The sequence below is a fragment of the Crenalkalicoccus roseus genome (assembly GCF_004761865.1).
GTDB classification, from domain to species: Bacteria; Pseudomonadota; Alphaproteobacteria; order Acetobacterales; family Acetobacteraceae; genus Crenalkalicoccus; species Crenalkalicoccus roseus.
In genome coordinates, this window is sequence record NZ_SJDM01000026.1 from 12,035 (window position 1) to 30,202 (window position 18,168).

Here is an 18,168-nt window from a genome sequence, read left to right on the forward strand (position 1 = left end):
TAGCACGCTTGTCGGGCCGGGCCTACCCCAAGGGGCGCCCGGCCGCAAGGCGGCGCGAGCGGCCGCGAGGGGCCTTGCCAGGCCGCCCGCCGCCCACGATCCTTCGCCGCAACGAGGATCGGGGAGACCACACCCATGCCCAGCCGCCGCCACCTGCTGCTCGGGGGCGCCGCCGCCACCCTCGCGCCGCGTCTCGCCGCCCCGGCGCTGGCGCAGGGCGCCGCCGCGCGCACCCTGCGCTTCATCCCCCATTCCAACCTCGGGACGATAGACCCGATCGGCACCACCGGCTACGTGGTCCGCAACCACGGCTACCTGGTCTACGACACGCTCTTCGCCACCGACGCCGAGTTCCGCATCCGCCCGCAGATGGTGGAGGCCTGGGAGGGCGCGGGCACCGACACCACCTGGACCTTCCGCCTGCGCGAGGGCCTGCGCTTCCACGACGGCGAGCCGGTGCGGGCGCAGGACTGCGTGCCCTCGCTCCGCCGCTGGGGCGCGCGCGACGCCTTCGGCCAGACGCTGATGGAGGCGGTGGGCGACATCGAGGTGGTGGACGACCGCACCTTCCGCATCCGCCTGACGCGCCCCTTCCCGCTGCTGCTCGAGGCGATCGGCAAGCTCTCCTCCCAGGTGCCGTTCATCATGCCGGAGCGGTTCGCCCGGCTCGATCCGAACCAGGCGGTGCCGGAGGCGATCGGCTCCGGCCCCTACCGCTTCCGCCGCGAGGAGTGGGTGCCCGGCAGCCTCGCCGTCTATGAGCGCTTCGACGGCTACGTGCCGCGGCAGGAGCCGCCCTCCTGGGCCGCGGGCGGCAAGGTGGCGCGGATGGAGCGCGTCGAGTGGCGCATCCTGCCCGACCCCTCGACCGCCGCCGCGGCGCTGCAGACCGGTGAGGTGGACTGGTACGAGCAGCCGGCCTTCGACCTGCTGCCGCTGCTGCAGCGCAGCCGGGAGATCCGCATCGAGCAGATCGATCCGGTGGGCAGCATCCTGATGCTGCGCTTCAACCACCTGCACCCGCCCTTCGACAATCCGGGCGTGCGCCGCGCCGTGCAGATGGCGGTGAACCAGGCCGACTACCTGCAGGCCGTGGTCGGCAACCCCCGCCACTTCCGGGAGTGCAAGTCCTTCTTCACCTGCGGCACGCCGCTCGCCTCCGACGCCGGGGCCGAGGCGATGGGGGCGGATCTCGAGCGGGCGCGGCGGATGCTGCGCGAGGCCGGCTACGGCAACGAGCCGGTGGTGATCATCTCGCCCACCGACATCCCGGCCAACCACCAGCAGGGCGTGGTAACGCAGGACCTGCTGCAGCGCCTCGGCATGCGCGTCGAGTTCGTGGCCACCGACTGGGGCACGGTGCTGGCCCGCCGCGCCAGCCGCAACCCGCCCGGCCAGGGCGGGTGGAGCATCTTCCACACCTGGTGGGTGGGGCCGGACCTCGCCAACCCGGCGCTGCACGCGCCGCTGCGCGCCCATGGCGCCAACGCCTGGCCGGGCTGGCCGACCGACGAGCGGCTGGAGGCGCTGCGCACGGAGTTCCTCAACGCCCCCTCGCCGGAGGCGCAGAAGGAGGTGGCGCGGCGCATCCAGCTCCGCGCCTTCGAGGTGGTGCCCTACGTCACCATCGGCCAGATGTGGCAGCCCACCGCCTTCCGCCGCAACGTGCAGGACATCATCGGCGGGCCGATCCCGTTCTTCTGGAACGTGCGCAAGGCGTGAGGCGACCGGGGGGCGGCATCAGCCGTCCCCCGCCGCCGCGCGCGGCGGCAGGCAGTGCGCGGCGAGCGCGGCGAAGGCGCGGGCGCGGTGGCTGATGGCGTGCTTCAGCGCCGGGTCCATCTCGCCGAAGGTCTGCGCATGACCCTCCGGCACGAACATCGGGTCGTAGCCGAAGCCCCGCTCCCCGCGCGGCGGGTGGACCCAGCTGCCGTGCACCTCGCCCTCGAACCCCTCCCAATGCCCGTCCGGCCAGGCGAGGACGAGAGCACAGGTGAACCAGGCGCGGCGGTCCGCGGCGGCGCCGGCGCGGCGCGCCACCTCCGCCATCGCCATGGCATAGTCGCGCGTCCCGTCCGGGCGTGTCGCCCAGTCGGCGGTGCGCACGCCGGGCGCGCCGCCGAGGACGGCGACGGAGAAGCCGGAATCGTCGGCGATCGCCGGCAGCCCCGCGGCGCGGGCGGCGGCCAGCGCCTTGATGCGGGCGTTGCCGAGGAAGCTCTCCTCGGTCTCCGCCGGCTCGGGCAGGCCGAGCGCGCCGGCGGAGACCACCTCCAGCCCGTGCGGGGCGAGAAGCGCCGCCACCTCCCGCACCTTGCCCGCGTTGTGGCTGGCGAGCACCACCCGGCCGGGGGCGAGGCGCCGGTGCGCCGCCATCAGCCGATGCCCACGGCGTCGCGCTGGAGGCGGAACAGCGCCTCCGTCCCCTGGCGGGCGAGGCGGAGCAGGCCGAGGAGGTCGGCCTCGGCGAAGGGCGTGCCCTCGGCGGTGGCCTGCACCTCGACCAGGCGGCCCTGGCCGGTGAGGACGAAATTGGCGTCGGCCTGCGCCTTGCTGTCCTCCTCGTAGTCGAGGTCGAGCACCGGCGAGCCGTTCCACAGGCCGCAGGAGACCGCCGCCACCTGGTCGCGCAGCGGCATGGTGGCGAGGATGTTCATGCGCAGGCAGTGGCGGAAGGCGAGGTGCAGCGCCACCCAGGCACCGGTGATGGCGGCGCAGCGCGTGCCCCCATCGGCGGTGATCACGTCGCAGTCCAGCGTGACCGTCATCTCGCCCATGGCGGCGCGGTCCACCACGGCGCGCAAGCTGCGGCCGATCAGGCGCTGGATCTCCTGCGTGCGGCCGGACTGGCGGCCGCGCGCCGCCTCGCGCTCGCCACGGGTGTGGGTGGCGCGCGGCAGCATGCCGTATTCGGCGGTGACCCAGCCCTGGCCGGAGTTGCGCAGGAAGGCGGGCACCCGGCCCTCGACCGAGGCGGTGCAGAGCACCTCGGTATGGCCCATGCGGATGAGGCAGGAGCCTTCGGCATGGCGGGCGATGCCGGGCTCGAGGGTGACGGGGCGCAGCGCCTCGGGGGCGCGGCCGGAGGGGCGGGGGCTCATGGCGCGCGCCCTATCACGCCGGACGGGCGGTGTTGAGGGGCCGGGGACCGGCAAGCTCGAACCGCCCCGGGGGGGCGCGGAGAGCAGAGTCATGCTGGTTCCAGCCGGCTCCGATCCGATCTACAGCGTGATCGGTTTTGGCGGATCACGCTTCCGCCCTTCGTGGGGCGGCCGAGTCACCGCGCCGGCGCTCCCGCCTCCGCGGATCAGGCGCTAGCGCTCCGCCGGCGGATGCATCGCCCGCGTGGCGGCGACACCAACAACCTGCATGACCGCGAGATCCACCGCGATTCGCCGGCCGGGAGCAGGCTCCCGTGCATCGGGACTGCGCATCTCCCTCAGCCTGCGGGCCGCCTCTTCGAGCATGCGCCGCGTGGCGTCCACCAGATCACGCACCGGGATCGGGCGCCCTGGGACGCGGTGCGCCGCTTCACCGGGCACGCCCTCCCGCAGCAGGACGCCTCCCAGGGCCTCCCGCACGTCGAGCGCTGCCCTCATGCCCCGCTGCTCGGGTTCGTCGAAGGCTGCGAGGCGGTCGGGCGTGGCATGCTGCAGCAGATGACGGTACCGCTCGGCAGCGGCTTCGAAGGCGTCGGCGGCGTCACGAACCCTGCCCGATGCGTCTCCGTCCGATCGTGCCGGAGATTCGTAGATCAGCAGGAGGTCCAGGCCCTTTGCGATCGCACGGGTAAAGGCCGCTCCCGCCTGCCGCGTCGCAACCGCCGCCTCCTCGGTCAGGGGAACGATGTTGGTGAAGATGGGCATGTCCGTTTCCTCCCCGCCTTGCACACGACATGACCGCAGCCCGGCGCCGCGCCTCACCCCTGATCCCGTTCGAGCAGCGATGCCAGATAGGTGCGGAACCTCGGGTCGAAATTGCTGGCCGGTGGGAAGTCGCGCGGCGGCGCTTCTCCGCTCGCTCCCAGCCATGCCGCGAACCACGCCCTTCGCGCGTGCAGGATCTGCTTCAGATCCTGTTCGAAGGGGTACCAGGCCTGCCGGTCCATCAGCCCCAGATCGTGAAAGGGGAAGATGGAGGAGTAGAAGCCGATCACGCGGGCCGTGTTCTTCTCCGTCCACCCCTCGCGGAGCAGGGTCGTCGCGCGCTCCTCGGCCTCCTTCTGGATCTGGAACAGCCAGGTGGCACGGTTCAGCCTCTGGGTCCGCACGAAGGCCAGGGCCGCGACCACCACCCCCGCCGCGCCGGCAAGCTGCGCCAAGGCCCCGATCTCGTCCTTGTTCCGGCCGAGCCATTGCCAGCACTGGCCAAGGAGGCTTGCCGGAGGGGCGGGAAGTCTCCTTTCCCAACCGGGATCCGCGTCCCACCCAGGAAGAGGTGGCACCAGCGCGAGCAGCAGCACGGCCAAGGCGGCCAGGAACAGCGTGGCGTAAAGCCCCGGAAAGCGACGCTCATAGCCGCCTGCGTGATCTTCGCCCACGGCACCTGCCCTTCGGCCGCCGCGAAACGATGACAGAGGCCCCCAATGCCGGCAATGCGCCTGCCACCGCAAGGAGGGGTTCATTCGCTCCGTTGACGTTCGCACCCCCCCTCCCTACCCTATTCTCAAGGAATTCCAGGGGGTTGGTGCCGATGACGACGCATGCGCCGCGGAAGCCCCCGCCGGGGATGGCGGCGGCGAGCGCCGCGGGGCTCGACGGCCGCAGCGCGGCGGTGCTGCGCGAGCTGGTGGAACTCTACGTCCAGACCGGGGAGCCGGTGGGCAGCCGCACCCTCTCGCGCCGCCTGCCGCTCGGCCTCTCCCCCGCCTCGATCCGCAATGTGATGGCGGATCTGGAGGAGGCGGGGATGCTCTACGCCCCCCACACCTCGGCCGGACGGCTGCCGACCGAGCGGGGGTTGCGCCTGTTCGTGGACGGGCTGCTGGAGTTCGGCGACCTCGGGGAGGAGGAGCGGGCGGAGATCGCCGCGCGCTGCGCCGCCTCCGGCCGCTCGCTGCAGGAGACGCTGGCGGAGGCGGGGCAGATGCTCTCCGGCCTCGCCGGCGCCGCCGGGCTGGTGGTGGCGCCGAAGAGCGAGGCGCCGGTCCGCCACATCGAGTTCGTCGCCCTCGGCCCGGGGCGGGCGCTGGTGGTGCTGGTCACCGCCGACGGGCAGGTGGAGAACCGGGTGATCGAGGTGCCGCCCGGCCTGCCGCCCTCGGCGCTGATGCAGGCGGCGAACTACCTCAACGCCCGCCTCTCCGGCCGCACGCTCGAGGAGACGCGGGCGCTGGTGGCGGAGGAGATCGCGGCCAACCGCACCGCCCTGGATGCGCTGACCAGCCAGGTGGTGCAGTCGGGCCTCGCCACCTGGAGCGGCGGGCCGGGCGGCAGCCTGATCGTGCGCGGCCAGGCGCGGCTGCTCGCGAATCTTGACCAGCTCGCGCGGGTGCAGGAGATCCAGGCGCTGTTCGAGCGGCTGGAGGCGCAGGAGACGGTGCTGCGCCTGCTCGAACTCGCGCAGCGCGGCGAGGGGGTGCAGATCTTCATCGGCGCGGAGAGCGGGCTGTTCGACAGCGCCGGCCTGTCCATGGTGGTGGCGCCCTTCCGCAACGCGCGCGAGCGGATCGTCGGCGCGATCGGGGTGATCGGGCCGACGCGCATCAACTACGGCCGCGTCATCCCGGTGGTGGACTACACGGCGCGGGTGATCGGGCGGCTGCTGGGCTGAGCGGATCGCGGGGGCCGGAACCGGCCGGGAGCATGAGACCGCCTCGGCCTGGAGGGACGGAGCCCCTGCCGCCGCTCACCACCAGCGCCGGTCCTCCGCCATCACCACGCCGACCGGGCGCAGCCGCGGCGGGCGGGAGCGCCAGGGCCAGATCGAGCTGCGGGCGGGCTGCCCTTCCGGGTAGTAGTAGGCGGGCAGCTCGCCGCGCCGCTTCTCCGCCGCCCGCCGCCCGTCCGGATAGACATAGGTGGTGCGCGCGGTCAGCCGGCCGACGAGGTAGCCGAGCACGGCGGCGGAGGCCACCGCGACCAGGGGGTGTTCGCGCACCACATCCAGCGCCTCGTCCAGGCGCTGGCCGTACTCCTCGGCGGTGGCGGCGGCGGCATCGAGGCCGGGCGTCGCGGGCTGGTGGGACAGTTCCTCGATCTCCTGGCGGAGATGGGTGATCTCGGCCTTCGCGTCCTTGGCCATGCTGCGAGCGTCTCCCTGCAGGCTGCCGGCCGCCTCCTCCATCCGGCCCTCGGCGTAGAGGCGGGCATCGCCCGTGCGCGCGCCGGCCACCATCTTCGCCCGGCCGGCCGCCTGGCGTGTGGTCGGGATGCGCTCTCCTGCCATGGCCTCTCCCCTCGGCTGCCGGTGCGGCCCGCGGCGGCGCCGCGCGGATGCAGCGCCGGAACGCCCCGGCGCGGGGCGGGTTGCGCGAGCGATCCGAGCCGGGCGGGGGCGGGGCGCTCCGCGGCCCGCCTACTCCGCCGCCATGCCCGGCCGCCAGGCGCCGCGCCCGGCGCGCGGCAGGCCGAGATGGTCGCGCAGGGTGGGGCCGGTGTAGTCCTTGCGGAAGATGCCGCGGCGCTGCAGCTCCGGCACCACGTGGCGCACGAAGTCGGCGTAGCTGCCGGGCACCACGGTGGCGGCGACGACGAAGCCGTCGCAGGCCGGCGCGGCGAACCACTCCTCCATCCGGTCGGCGATCTCCTTCGGCCCGCCCACCATGTCCATGCGCGGCCGGCCGCGGCCGGAGGCGGTGATGAAGTCGCGCACGGTGGGATTCGTCTTGCCGCTGCGCCGGATCACCTGGTCGCGGATGGTCTGCAGGCCCTGGATGCCGGCCAGCTCCGCGTCGGTGAAGGGCTCGTCCATGCCCTTCGAGGCGAAGTCGAAGTTCAGCGCCTCGGACAGCAGCGAGAGGGCGTCGATCTCGAGCGGCAGCCTCTCGATCAGCGCCGCCTTGTCCTCGGCCTCGGCCTTCGTCGCGGCGCAGATCGGGTTGCACAGCGTCGCCACCTTCACCTGGCCGGGGTCGCGCCCGGCGGCGGCGACCATCTCCTTGAAGGCGGCGTAGTCGCGCTTCCCGCCCTCGATGTCGTGGTAGGCGACGAAGACCAGCTCCGCCCAGCGCGCCGAGAAGCGCTTGCCGCGGCCGGAGGCGCCGGCCTGGATCAGCACCGGCCGCCCCTGGGCCGAGCGCGGCACGGTGAAGGGCCCGCGGCTCTTCAGGAAGCGGCCCTGGTGGTCGAGGCGGTGCACCTTCCGCCCGTCGCCGAAGCGCCCCGTGGCCTTGTCCACGATCAGCGCGTCGTCCTCCCAGGAATCCCAGTGGCCGAGCACGACCTCGACGAACTCGTCGGCGCGGTCGTAGCGCGTGTCGTGCTCCATCATCTCGTCGCGGCCCATGTTCGCCGCCTCGCCGTCGTTCAGCGAGGTGACGATGTTCCACGCCGCGCGCCCGCCGCTCATGTGGTCGAGGGTCTGGAAGGCGCGGGCGACGTGGAAGGGCTCGTAGTAGGTGGTGGAGGCGGTGGCGCCGAGGCCGAGGCGGGTGGTCGCCGCCGCCATCATGGTCAGCACCACCAGCGGGTCGAGCTTCACGCAGCGGATGCCGTGCTCGATCGTGTGCACGTGGTCCGAGCCGTAGCGGTCCGGCATGGAGAGGCGGTCGTCGAAGAAGCCAAGGTCGAACTTCCCCGCCTCCAGGATGCGGCCGATCTCCTGGTAGTAGTCGGCCGANGGAAGGCGCGGGCGACGTGGAAGGGCTCGTAGTAGGTGGTGGAGGCGGTGGCGCCGAGGCCGAGGCGGGTGGTCGCCGCCGCCATCATGGTCAGCACCACCAGCGGGTCGAGCTTCACGCAGCGGATGCCGTGCTCGATCGTGTGCACGTGGTCCGAGCCGTAGCGGTCCGGCATGGAGAGGCGGTCGTCGAAGAAGCCAAGGTCGAACTTCCCCGCCTCCAGGATGCGGCCGATCTCCTGGTAGTAGTCGGCCGAGAGGAAGTCCGTGCGGCTGTCCGGATGGCGCCAGGAGCTGGCGAAATTGGTGCAGTTCTGCGCCTGCAGGAAGCCGATGAGGGCCATCTGCCGCATGGCGTTCCCCCCCTGGTACGTGAGAGTGCGGAAGGGATGTTCCCGCCGCCGCGGGGCGGGGTCAATCCGCCCGGCGCGGCGCGGCGGGGACCGCCGCCTCGCGCCGCGCCCCGCCCGCGAGCCTGGCGCGCAGCGCGATGGCAAGGGCGGCGGCGAGCGAGAGGATGACGAGCTCGCCCCCATCCTCGATGAAGCCGAACAGGCGGTCGAGCCGCCGCGAGCCGCTGAGCGCCGCGTGCAGCAGGTCCACCCCGATGCCGAAGCCGCCGAGCCCGAGGAGCAGCAGCAGGAAGGCGAGGCCGAGGCGGCGGTGGCGGAGGCCGCTGCGACGAAAGGCGAGGGCGAACAGCGCGAGCGCGGCAAGCCCCGCCGCGGCGAATACCGCCACCTCCCCGAGCGCCTGCGCCGCCCCCTCGAAGACCGCCTCGCCCGCCCCGAGATGGGCCGCGGCGCGGTGGCCGACGCTCTCGTGGATCTGCAGCGCGTTGTCCATCAGCACGAAGGTGAAGATCGCGGCGAGGGCGACGTAGAGCGGCTGGCGCGTCGCCGCCCAGCAGCCGCCGAGGGCGAGGACGCAGCAGGCGGTCTTCACGTATTCGTACCGCTCGCCGTAGCCCTCATCGTTCTCGATGCTGAAGCGCGGATCGGCCACCCAGACGGAGAGGCCTTGGTACTCGGCCAGCACATGCGCCGCATGTATCAGCAGGACGCCGAGGTCGAGGGCAAGGAAGAGGGCGAGCGCCGCCAGCATCGGGCGGGAGGACAGCACCGGCCGCAGCTCCATCACCATTCCGGCCGCCATCCCCATGCCATGCCCCTGTCACGATTCGGTAGTATGGTTGTCACAACATCGGACGGCGCGGTGCCGGCGCAACCCTGAGGGATCGCGCCCTCGCGAAAAAGAAGCCGTCTCCATGAAGGAGACGGCCGAGTGCTGTTCCACAGGGTCGGAGCCAGGGCGCCGGGATGGCAACCTTGGCGTGCATATCTTAAACAATGACACGCATTGCGCGAATCACGCGAAGGCGAGGACAGGCCCTCAGGCCATGCGGGCATCGCGCATGGCGTCATAGGCCTCGCGCACCGGGGCGGCGCCGTAGGCCCTCTCCAGCCGCCGCACGGTGAAATGCGCCTCCGCGACGGCGCGGAAATGCTCGAGGAAGGCGAGGTTGACCGCCGCCCCGGTGGCCGCGCCGACCAGCGGCGCCATCTGCGCCGAGACCTTCACCGCCACCGGCACGCCGAAGCGCGCCGCGACGGCCGAGAGGAAGCCCGGCAGCATCATGCCGAAGCCGCGCCCGACCGCGGCCTGCAGCGCGTCGGCCAGCGCCAGGCGGAGCGCGAAATAGCCCGATTCGGCCGCGTCATCCGCCGGGTCGCGCCCGCCGAGGGCGAAGACCTTCAGGCATTCCGCCTGCACCGCGGGATCCGAGAGGTCCTCGCCGTGCTCGGCGGCGACGGCACCGATCTGGCGCAGCAGCAGCGCGGTGGAGACCGGCAGCTCCACCAGCGTGCCGGCCACCCCGAAGGCGCCGCCCGCGACGCCGGAGGCGGCGATCAGCCCGCGATGCGCCCATTGCTGCGGCAGCCGGCCGAACGGCCGGTCGGGGCGGGAGCGCATCGCCGCGCGCAGCGCCGCCTCCAGCGCCCGGCGCACCGCCTCGTCGAGGCCGCGCTGCACGGGGCCGGGCAGGCTGCGCTTCAGCGCCTCGACCGAGCTGCCGACCATGGCGGCGAGGCGGATGGGGAGCGAGCTGCCCTCGAGCACGGCGACCGCCCGGGCGAGTTCGTCCCGGGCGCCGGGGGGCAGGCCAGCGGGGGTGGGAAGGGGAGTGTCGGTCATGCGCGGCGAACGCGCAACGGCGCCCTGCCGTTCAGCGCCGCCGCGCCGTGTCGCGGAGCCGGGCGGCAAGGCCGGCGCCGGGCCGGGTGCCCGTTGCCGCCCACGAAGGAGGATGCGCGTGGTCCCCGCGGCGAGACGGGGCAGGTGGTGACGCCCTCATCGGCGAAGGGGCTCGCCGGCCGGGCGAGCGCGCCCTCCGGTGGCGCAGGCCCTCCGCGTGCAGGCCCCGCGCCCGCCGCCCTCACAGGATGTAGCGGCTGAGGTCGGCGCTGGCGGCGAGCGGCGCCACCTTCTCCCGCACATAGGCGGCGTCCACCGCCACCGTCTCCCCGGCACGGTCGGAAGCGGTGAAGCTGATCTCCTCGAGCAGCCGCTCCATCACCGTGGCGAGGCGGCGGGCGCCGATGTTCTCCACCCGGGCGTTGATGTCGGCGGCGAGGTCGGCGATCGCGTCCACCGCGTCCTCCCCGATCTCGAGCCGCACGCCCTCGGTGCCGAGCAGGGCCACGTACTGCTTGATCAGGCTGTGCTCCGGCTCGGTCAGGATGCGGCGGAAGTCGTCGCGCGTCAGCGCCGCGAGCTCGACGCGGATCGGCAGCCGCCCCTGCAGCTCCGGCAGCAGGTCCGAGGGCTTGGAGAGGTGGAAGGCGCCGGAGGCGATGAACAGGATGTGGTCGGTCTTCACCGGCCCGTGCTTGGTGGTGACGGTGGTGCCCTCGATCAGCGGCAGCAGGTCGCGCTGCACACCCTCGCGGCTGACATCGCCGCCGCGGAAGGTGCCGCCCTCCGCCGTGCCGCGCGCGATCTTGTCGATCTCGTCGAGGAAGACGATGCCGTTGTTCTCGGCGTTCGCCACTGCGTCGCGCGTGAGCTGCTCCTGGTCGAGCAGCTTGTCCGCCTCGTCGCGCACCAGCGCCTCGCGCGCCGCGGCCACGGTCATGCGCCGCGGTCGGGTGCGGCCGCCGAACATCTTCGAAAGCATCTCCTGCATGTTCTGCATCTGGATGCCCTGGGCGCCCGGCAGGTCGATCATGCCGATCGGCAGGCCGCCGCCCTGGTCGGCCACCTGCACCTCGACCTCCTTCTCCTCCAGCATGCCTTCGCGCAGCATGCGGCGGAACTTCAGGCGCGTCTCGCCCGAGGCGCCCTCGCCGACCAGGGCGGTGACCAGCCGCTCCTCCGCGGCGAGCTCGGCCTTGGCCTGCACCCCGCGCCGCGCCTGCTCGCGCGTCTGGGTGATCGAGACCTCGACCAGGTCGCGCACGATGCTCTCCACGTCGCGGCCGACATAGCCGACCTCGGTGAACTTGGTCGCCTCCACCTTCAGGAAGGGGGCGTTGGCAAGGCGGGCGAGGCGGCGCGCGATCTCGGTCTTGCCGCATCCGGTCGGGCCGATCATCAGGATGTTCTTCGGCACCACCTCCTCGCGCAGCCCCTCCGGGAGCTGCTGGCGGCGCCAGCGGTTGCGCAGCGCGATCGCGACCGCGCGCTTGGCGTCCGCCTGGCCGACGATGTAGCGGTCGAGCTCGGAGACGATCTCGCGCGGGGAGAGGTTCACGGTCTCGGTGGCCATGGGCTACTTCCTGCTCTCCAGCGTCTCGAGCACGATGCGGTCGTTGGTGTAGACGCAGATCCCGGCGGCGATGCGCATGGCGCGGCGGCAGACCTCCTCCGCCGAGAGACCCTCCACCTCGGCCAGCGCGCGCGCCGCGGCCAGCGCGTAATTGCCGCCCGAGCCGATGCCGATGATCTGGTCCTCCGGCTCCAGCACGTCGCCCTGGCCGGTGAGGAGGAAGGAGCGCTCGGCGTCGGCCACCGCCATCAGCGCCTCGAGGCGGCGCAGGTAGCGGTCGCTGCGCCAATCCTTGGCGAGCTCGACGCAGGCACGCTCGAGCTGGTCGGGGAAGCGCTCGAGCTTGGCCTCCAGCCGTTCGAGCAGGGTGAAGGCGTCGGCGGTGGCGCCGGCGAAGCCGGCGAGCACGCGCCCCTGGGCGATGCGGCGCACCTTGCGGGCGTTGCCCTTCACCACCGTCTGGCCGAGCGAGACCTGGCCGTCGCCCGCCATGGCGACGAGGCCGCCCCGGCGGACGGAGAGGATGGTGGTGCCGTGCCAGGCGGCGGGGTCGTTCTGCGGAGGGGACATGGCGCCGAAGATGGGGAATGCCGCCGCGGCTGGCGAGGGGGGTGGCGGCGCCGTTCACCCTGCGGAAAGCTCCGCCGTGCTCCCCTGCCGCCCTCCGTGTGACCTCACCCTCAGCACCAGGGGCAGCGATGACCGCATCCGATCAGGCCGCAACCGCAGGCGGCGGACGTCTCCGCCGGCTCAACCCCGCCCATTGGCGCATCGGCGCTAAGCTCGCGGCCGCCTTCCTCTCCCTCCTCCTCCTCGCCGCCGGCATCGGCGGCGTTCTCTGGACCAAGCTCGGCAGCATCGAGGAGACCGAAGCCTGGAACAGCCATACCCGCAAGGTGTTGGCGGAGGCCGATGCCACTCTCAAGGCGCTGCTCGACCAGGAGACCGGGCTGCGCGGCTACCTGCTCTCCGAGGGGGACCGCGCCTTCCTCGGCCCGTTCCGGGAGGGCGCGGCGGCCTATGGGCGGCACCTCGCCGAGCTGCGGCGGCTGACCGCCGACAACCCCGCCCAGCAGGCCCGCGTCGCGGAGCTCGACCGGCTGGCGCGCGCCTGGCGGCAGGAGCATGCCGAGCGGGCCATCGGCCTGATGGCCGAGGCCGCGACCCGCCCGCAGGCCCGCGCCCTCGAGCTTTCGGGCGGCGGCCGGGCGGCGATGGACGGCATCCGCCGCCTCCTCGCCGACATCGAGCGGGCGGAGCAGGAACTGCTCGCCGCCCGCGCCGCCGCCCTCGAGGGCGCCTTTCGGCTGAGCCGCGCCGCCGTCCTCGGCGGCGGGGCGGCGCTGCTCCTGCTGGCGCTGGCGCTGGCGCTGCTGCTGGCGCGTAACATCATCGCGCCCGTGGCCACCATCACCACGCTGATGGAGCGTCTGGCGCGCGGCGAGGCGACCGGGGAGGTCCCCGGCACCGGGCGGGGGGACGAGCTCGGCCGCATGGCGCGGGCGGCGCAGGTGTTCCGCGACGCCATGGCCGAGCGCGAGCGGCTGCGCGCCGGGCAGGAGGCCGAGCGGGCGGCGGCGGAGGCGGCCAGGGTCGCGGCGCTGAACGAGATGGCGGCGCGGGTGGAACGCACCGCGCGCGAGGCGGTGGCGCAGATCGGCGCGCGCATGGCCGGCGTCACCGGCGAGGCGCGGGAGGTGGCGGGCGCCGCGCAGCGCGTGGCGCAGAGCGCGGAGGCGGTGGCCGCGGCCTCGCGCCAGGCGCTCGGCAACTCCGAGACGGTGGCCGCCGCGACCGAGCAGCTTTCCTCCAGCATCCGCGAGATCTCCTCGCGCGTGACCGAGAGCGCGACGATCACCCGCCGCGCGGTGGAGAGCAGCGCGGCGAGCCAGCAGGCGATCGGCGGCCTCGCCGCCGCGGTGGAGCGGATCGGCCAGGTGGCGAAGCTGATCGCCGACATCGCCGGGCGGACCAACCTGCTCGCGCTCAACGCCACCATCGAGGCGGCGCGCGCCGGGGAGGCGGGCAAGGGCTTCGCCGTGGTGGCCTCCGAGGTCAAGCAGCTCGCCTCCCAGACCGCGAAGGCGACCGAGGAGATCGGCGCCCAGATCGCCGAGGTCAGCGCCGCCACCGGCGGCGCGGTGGCGGTGGTGCGCGAGATCGCCGCCGCCATCCAGGACATCGACCGCACCAGCACGGCGATCGCGGCGGCGGTGGAGGAGCAGGCCGCGGCGACGCAGGAGATCGTCCGCTCCATCACCCAGACCGCCGAGGCGAGCCGCGACGTCGCCACGCGCATCGGCGAGGTCTCGGCCGAGACCGACCGCATCGGCGGCCGCGCCGGGGCGGTGCTCTCCGGCGCGGCGGAGGCGACGCAGGCGCTGGAGGCGCTGGGCCGCCGCCTGAGCCAGGGCGCCGCTGGCGCGGCCGAGGACGGGGCGGGCGCCGCGGCGGCCCCGCCCGCCCGGCAGGCGGCCTGAGGCGGCGGCCGGCATGCGCCGGCGGCGCGGCTCCGTCCCGCCGGCGCGCGGGTGTTCCCAGCCGGGGCGGTGGCGGGCTAGAGACCATGCCCATGACCACCGCCCCACGCCGGGCCATGATCGCCCGCACCACGGCCGAGACCGAGATCCGCGCCGAGCTCTCCCTCGACGGCACCGGCCGGGCCGAGGTGGAGACCGGCATCGGCTTCCTCGACCACATGCTGACCGCGCTGGCGCGCCACGCGCTGCTCGACCTGCGGCTGCAGGCGAAGGGCGATCTGCACGTGGACTTCCACCACACCACCGAGGATGTCGGCATCGTGCTCGGCCAGGCAATCCGCCAGGCGCTCGGGGAGAAGCGCGGCATCCGCCGCTACGGCCACGCCCTGGTGCCGATGGACGAGGCGCTGGCCGAGGCGGCGGTGGACATCTCGGGCCGCCCCTTCCTCGCCTGGTCGGTGCCCTTCGCGCGCGACAAGGTGGGGGCGATGGACACCGAGCTGTTCGAGGAGTTCTTCCGCGCGTTCGCTTACAATGCCGGCATCACGCTGCACCTCACCTTGAAGGCCGGCGGCAACGCGCACCATGTCGCGGAAGCCTGCTTCAAGGCGCTGGCCCGGGCGCTGCGCATGGCGGTGGAGGCCGACCCGCGCGCGCCGGACCAGGTGCCCTCGACCAAGGGCGTTCTGGAGGCCTGATGCGCATCTGGACCGTGCACATCCCGCAGGAGGCCACGGGCCGCCCGCGGGTGGGATCGGTGCCGGCCGTCGGCGCGGCGCCGCCTGCCCCCGACCATCCGCCGACGGTGCCGGAGGGCGCGGAGCAGGCGGCGCCGCCCGCCCCCGACCGCCTGCCGGAGCCGCCGGCCGCGCCGGCACGGCCGGTGGTGCTGGTGCCCGAAGGCTTCTCCTGGCCGGCCTTCCTGTTCAACGTGCTGTGGCTGCTCTGGCACCGCCTCTGGCTGGCGGCGCTCGGCTACCTCGCGCTCGCGGTGGCGATCGGGGCGCTGCTGCCGGCCGGGGCGGACTTCGCCGCCGGGCTGGCGCTGCAATTCCTGCTCGGCGCCCACGCCCACGACCTGCGGCGCCGCGCCCTGGCGCGGCGCGGCTACGCGGAAGCGCATGTGGTCGCGGCGCCGGACCGCGACTCGGCGCTGGCGCGGCTGCTGCAGCTTCGCCCCGAGCTCGCGGGGCCGCTGGCGCGGACGGTGCTGGCATGAGCGCGGCGGGGGGCGGGCTGCGGGTGGCGGTGGTGGACCCCGGCTCGGGCAACCTCGCCTCGGTCACTCGCGCGCTCGACCGCGCGGCGGGCATGGCGGGGGTGGCGATCCGCGCCGCCATCACCCGCGACCCGGAGGAGGTGCTGCGCGCCGAGCGCGTCATCCTGCCCGGCCAGGGCGCCTTCGCCGCCTGCATGCGCGGCCTGCGCGCCCTGCCCGGCATGGTGGCGGCGCTGGAGGAGCGGGTGCACGGGCAGGGCGTGCCGCTGCTCGGCATCTGCGTCGGCATGCAGGTGCTGGCCGGGCGCGGACTGGAGCACGGGGCAACGCCCGGCCTCGGCTGGATCGCGGGCGAGATCGCGCCGATGGCGCCCCGCGGCCCCGACGGCGCGCCCCTGCCGCTGCCGCAGATGGGGTGGAACACCCTCGACTTCGCGCCGGGCGGCCATGCGCTGCTCGCGGGGCTCGCGCCCGGCTGCCACGCCTATTTCGTGCACTCCTTCGCGCTCGCCGGCGGCGCGGCGGAGGAGGTCGTCGCCACCACCGACTATGGCGGGCCGGTGCCCGCCCTGGTGGCGCGCGGCAACGTCGCCGGCACGCAGTTCCATGTCGAGAAGAGCCAGGTCGTGGGTCTGACCATCCTCGCCAACTTCCTGAGGTGGACGCCGTGAGCGGCGCCGCCACCCGGACCGCGCGCCACCAGCTCTCGGTCGAGCGCGTGGAGAGCCTCTCCGACCACGACATGGCGGAGCTGTGCGAGGCGACCGACGCCGCCATCATCGAGGGCGGCGGCTTCGGCTGGGTGGAGCCGCAGGGCCGCACCGCGCTCGAGCGCCATTTCCGCGGCGTGCTGCTGGTGCCCGAGCGCGAGCTGTTCGTCGCCCGCCTCGACGGCATGGTGGTGGGGAGCTGCCAGCTCGTCCGTCCGCCGCGCAACAACGAGGCGCAGGCCTTCGCCGCGCAGCTCACCCACGCCTACATCGCCCCCTACGCGCGCGGCCACGGCCTGGCGCGGCTGATGGTGCAGCGGGTGGAGGAGCGCGCCGCCTCGCTCGGCCACCGGGTGCTGAACCTCGACGTGCGCGAGACGCAGAAGACCGCGATCGCGCTGTTCGAATCGCTCGGCTACACGCGCTGGGGCACGCATCCGCTCTACGCGCGGGTGCGCGGGCAGACCGTGGCCGGGCATTTCTACTGCAAGCTGCTCGAGCCCGGGCGCGGCCGCAGCACCCTCGCCCTGCTCGGCGAGCGGGCGGAGGAGGGCTGAGATGGCGGAGCAGGCGCGGCGCCCCCGGCTCACCCTCTACCCGGCGATAGACCTCAAGGGCGGGCAGGTGGTGCGGCTGAAGCGCGGCGACATGGCGGAGGCCACCGTCTATTCCGCCGCGCCGGAGCGCCAGGCGCGGCGCTTCGCCGCCGCCGGCTTCCCCTGGATCCACGTGGTGGACCTCGACGGCGCCTTCGCCGGGCGCCCGGCCAATGCGGCGGCGGTGGAGGCGATCCTCGCCGCCGTGCCGGGCGTGCCGGTGCAGCTCGGCGGCGGCATCCGCAGCATGGGCACGGTCGAGGCCTGGATCTCCCGCGGCGTCGCGCGCGTCATCCTCGGCTCGGCGGCGGTGAAGGACCCGGACTTCGCCCGCGCCGCCTGCCGCGCCTTCCCCGGGCGGGTGGCGCTCGGCATGGACGCGCGCAAGGGGCTGGTGGCGACCGAAGGCTGGGCGGAGACCACCACCCTTTCCGCCCTCGACCTCGCGCGGCGCTTCGAGGATGCGGGCGCGGCCGCGATCATCTACACCGACATAGACCGCGACGGGATGCTCGGCGGCGTGAACCTGGAGGCGACGCTGGCGCTGGCCCGCGCCGTGGCCGTGCCGGTGATCGCCTCGGGCGGCGTCGCCTCCCTCGACGACCTCGCCGCGCTGGCCGCGGTGGCGGAGGAGGGGATCGAGGGCGTCATCATCGGCCGCGCCCTCTATGACGGGCGGATCGACCCGGCGCGGGCGCTGGCGGTGGCGGAGGGCTGAGGGGTGGCCGCGCGCATTCCGTTACGCGCCGCCGCTTGACCCGCGCGCGCTCCGGCCGCAAGCGATGTCGCCGCGGCCTGGCGCGGCCTAGACAACCTCTTGACTTGGTGGTGATCCGTGCTGGCGCTGCGCGTCATACCCTGCCTGGACGTGAAGGACGGGCGCGTCGTCAAGGGCGTGAACTTCGTCGCGCTGCGCGACGCCGGGGACCCGGTGGAGCAGGCGCGCACCTACGACCGGGAGGGGGCGGACGAGATCGCCTTCCTCGACATCGCCGCCTCCCACGAGAACCGGGACACCATGCTGGACGTGGTGGCCCGCACCGCGGCTGAGGTGTTCATCCCGCTCACCGTCGGGGGCGGGGTGCGCTCGGTGGAGGACATCCGCCGCCTGCTGCTGGCCGGGGCCGACAAGGCCTCGATCAACAGCGCCGCGGTGGCCGAGCCCGCGCTGGTCTCCCGCGCCGCCGAGGCCTTCGGCAGCCAGTGCATCGTCGTCGCCGTGGACGCGCGCGCGACCGGGCCCGGACGGTGGGAGGTCTTCACCCATGGCGGGCGACGCCCGACCGGGCTCGACGCCGTGGCCTGGGCGCGGCGCATGGCCGAGGCGGGGGCGGGGGAGATCCTGCTCACCTCCATGGACCGGGACGGCACCGGGGCCGGCTTCGACCTCGACCTGCTGCGCGCGGTGCGCGCCGCCGTGGGCGTGCCGATCATCGCCTCGGGCGGCGTCGGCAGCGTGGCGCATTTCGTCGAGGGCGCGCGGGCCGGGGCGAGCGGGCTGCTCGCCGCCAGCGTGTTCCACTACGGCACCTTCCGCATCGCCGAGGCCAAGGCGGCGCTCGCCGCCGCCGGGCTGCCGGTGCGCCCGGTGCCCGGCGTGGCGGAGGCGGCCTGA

The 18,168-nt window shown here is 74.1% G+C and carries 20 protein-coding genes; 9 read left to right on the forward strand and 11 right to left on the reverse strand.

Annotation, left to right across the window (positions count from 1 at the left end):
• Nucleotides 1-135 precede the first annotated feature (135 nt).
• Entirely contained in the window at nt 136-1,722 is a 1,587-nt protein-coding gene (locus ET526_RS14915) for an ABC transporter substrate-binding protein (RefSeq protein ID WP_135468495.1), read from the forward strand.
• Nucleotides 1,723-1,740: 18 nt separating this feature from the next.
• On the opposite strand, the gene ET526_RS14920 is transcribed toward ET526_RS14915, so the two are convergent.
• The 4 genes from ET526_RS14920 to ET526_RS14935 form a co-directional block, all read right to left on the reverse strand.
• Entirely contained in the window at nt 1,741-2,376 is a 636-nt protein-coding gene (locus ET526_RS14920; RefSeq protein ID WP_135468496.1) for a non-canonical purine NTP pyrophosphatase, read from the reverse strand.
• Nucleotides 2,376-3,101, reverse strand: coding sequence for a ribonuclease PH (rph, locus tag ET526_RS14925; protein WP_135468497.1), 726 nt, complete (start codon nt 3,099-3,101; stop codon nt 2,376-2,378). Before rph ends, ET526_RS14920 begins: the two co-directional genes overlap by 1 nt.
• A gap of 213 nt (nt 3,102-3,314) precedes the next feature.
• Nucleotides 3,315-3,866 carry a hypothetical protein gene (locus ET526_RS14930; protein ID WP_135468498.1) on the reverse strand — a complete coding sequence of 184 codons (552 nt, stop codon included), beginning with the start codon at nt 3,864-3,866 and terminating at the stop codon, nt 3,315-3,317.
• A 53-nt stretch (nt 3,867-3,919) separates the two neighbouring features.
• Complete coding sequence (locus ET526_RS14935) at nt 3,920-4,540, reverse strand: hypothetical protein (protein ID WP_135468499.1); 621 nt, start codon at nt 4,538-4,540, stop codon at nt 3,920-3,922.
• Nucleotides 4,541-4,692: 152 nt separating this feature from the next.
• Between ET526_RS14935 and hrcA the strand changes: the two genes are divergently transcribed.
• The gene (gene hrcA, locus ET526_RS14940; RefSeq protein ID WP_135468500.1) at nt 4,693-5,772 is read left to right on the forward strand and encodes a heat-inducible transcriptional repressor HrcA; all 1,080 of its coding nucleotides are present in this window, start codon (nt 4,693-4,695) and stop codon (nt 5,770-5,772) included.
• 75 nt (nt 5,773-5,847) lie between these two features.
• On the opposite strand, the gene ET526_RS14945 is transcribed toward hrcA, so the two are convergent.
• The 7 genes from ET526_RS14945 to hslV form a co-directional block, all read right to left on the reverse strand.
• Nucleotides 5,848-6,387, reverse strand: coding sequence for a CsbD family protein (locus tag ET526_RS14945; protein ID WP_135468501.1), 540 nt, complete (start codon nt 6,385-6,387; stop codon nt 5,848-5,850).
• A gap of 129 nt (nt 6,388-6,516) precedes the next feature.
• Complete coding sequence (locus ET526_RS14950) at nt 6,517-7,749, reverse strand: LLM class flavin-dependent oxidoreductase (protein ID WP_338025368.1); 1,233 nt, start codon at nt 7,747-7,749, stop codon at nt 6,517-6,519.
• The gene (locus ET526_RS22110; RefSeq protein ID WP_158295598.1) at nt 7,638-8,132 is read right to left on the reverse strand and encodes an LLM class flavin-dependent oxidoreductase; all 495 of its coding nucleotides are present in this window, start codon (nt 8,130-8,132) and stop codon (nt 7,638-7,640) included. The genes ET526_RS14950 and ET526_RS22110 overlap by 112 nt, the downstream gene beginning before the upstream one ends.
• A 61-nt stretch (nt 8,133-8,193) precedes the next feature.
• Nucleotides 8,194-8,934, reverse strand: coding sequence for a hypothetical protein (locus ET526_RS21285; RefSeq protein WP_158295599.1), 741 nt, complete (start codon nt 8,932-8,934; stop codon nt 8,194-8,196).
• A gap of 237 nt (nt 8,935-9,171) precedes the next feature.
• A complete protein-coding gene (locus ET526_RS14960; protein WP_135468504.1) occupies nt 9,172-9,975 on the reverse strand; it encodes an EcsC family protein in 804 nt (267 codons plus the stop codon).
• Between the two features lie 241 nt (nt 9,976-10,216).
• Nucleotides 10,217-11,548, reverse strand: coding sequence for an ATP-dependent protease ATPase subunit HslU (hslU, locus tag ET526_RS14965; RefSeq protein WP_135468505.1), 1,332 nt, complete (start codon nt 11,546-11,548; stop codon nt 10,217-10,219).
• A 3-nt stretch (nt 11,549-11,551) separates the two neighbouring features.
• The gene (gene hslV / locus ET526_RS14970; RefSeq protein WP_135468506.1) at nt 11,552-12,118 is read right to left on the reverse strand and encodes an ATP-dependent protease subunit HslV; all 567 of its coding nucleotides are present in this window, start codon (nt 12,116-12,118) and stop codon (nt 11,552-11,554) included.
• 128 nt (nt 12,119-12,246) lie between these two features.
• Here hslV and ET526_RS14975 point away from each other — a divergent pair, with 128 nt between their 5' ends.
• The 7 genes from ET526_RS14975 to hisF all read left to right on the forward strand — a co-directional run bounded on the left by ET526_RS14975 (nt 12,247) and on the right by hisF (nt 18,168).
• On the forward strand, nt 12,247-14,028 hold the full coding sequence (locus ET526_RS14975) for a methyl-accepting chemotaxis protein (protein WP_158295600.1): 1,782 nt from the start codon (nt 12,247-12,249) through the stop codon (nt 14,026-14,028).
• Nucleotides 14,029-14,120: 92 nt separating this feature from the next.
• Nucleotides 14,121-14,726 carry an imidazoleglycerol-phosphate dehydratase HisB gene (hisB, locus tag ET526_RS14980; RefSeq protein WP_135468508.1) on the forward strand — a complete coding sequence of 202 codons (606 nt, stop codon included), beginning with the start codon at nt 14,121-14,123 and terminating at the stop codon, nt 14,724-14,726.
• Complete coding sequence (locus tag ET526_RS14985; RefSeq protein WP_135468509.1) at nt 14,726-15,247, forward strand: DUF2628 domain-containing protein; 522 nt, start codon at nt 14,726-14,728, stop codon at nt 15,245-15,247. The genes hisB and ET526_RS14985 overlap by 1 nt, the downstream gene beginning before the upstream one ends.
• Nucleotides 15,244-15,918, forward strand: a complete 675-nt coding sequence (hisH, locus tag ET526_RS14990) for an imidazole glycerol phosphate synthase subunit HisH (RefSeq protein WP_135468510.1) — start codon at nt 15,244-15,246, stop codon at nt 15,916-15,918. Before ET526_RS14985 ends, hisH begins: the two co-directional genes overlap by 4 nt.
• A gap of 71 nt (nt 15,919-15,989) precedes the next feature.
• Nucleotides 15,990-16,514 carry a GNAT family N-acetyltransferase gene (locus ET526_RS14995; RefSeq protein ID WP_135468525.1) on the forward strand — a complete coding sequence of 175 codons (525 nt, stop codon included), beginning with the start codon at nt 15,990-15,992 and terminating at the stop codon, nt 16,512-16,514.
• Nucleotide 16,515: 1 nt separating this feature from the next.
• On the forward strand, nt 16,516-17,271 hold the full coding sequence (hisA, locus tag ET526_RS15000; RefSeq protein WP_135468511.1) for a 1-(5-phosphoribosyl)-5-[(5-phosphoribosylamino)methylideneamino]imidazole-4-carboxamide isomerase: 756 nt from the start codon (nt 16,516-16,518) through the stop codon (nt 17,269-17,271).
• Between the two features lie 117 nt (nt 17,272-17,388).
• On the forward strand, nt 17,389-18,168 hold the full coding sequence (hisF, locus tag ET526_RS15005; RefSeq protein ID WP_135468512.1) for an imidazole glycerol phosphate synthase subunit HisF: 780 nt from the start codon (nt 17,389-17,391) through the stop codon (nt 18,166-18,168).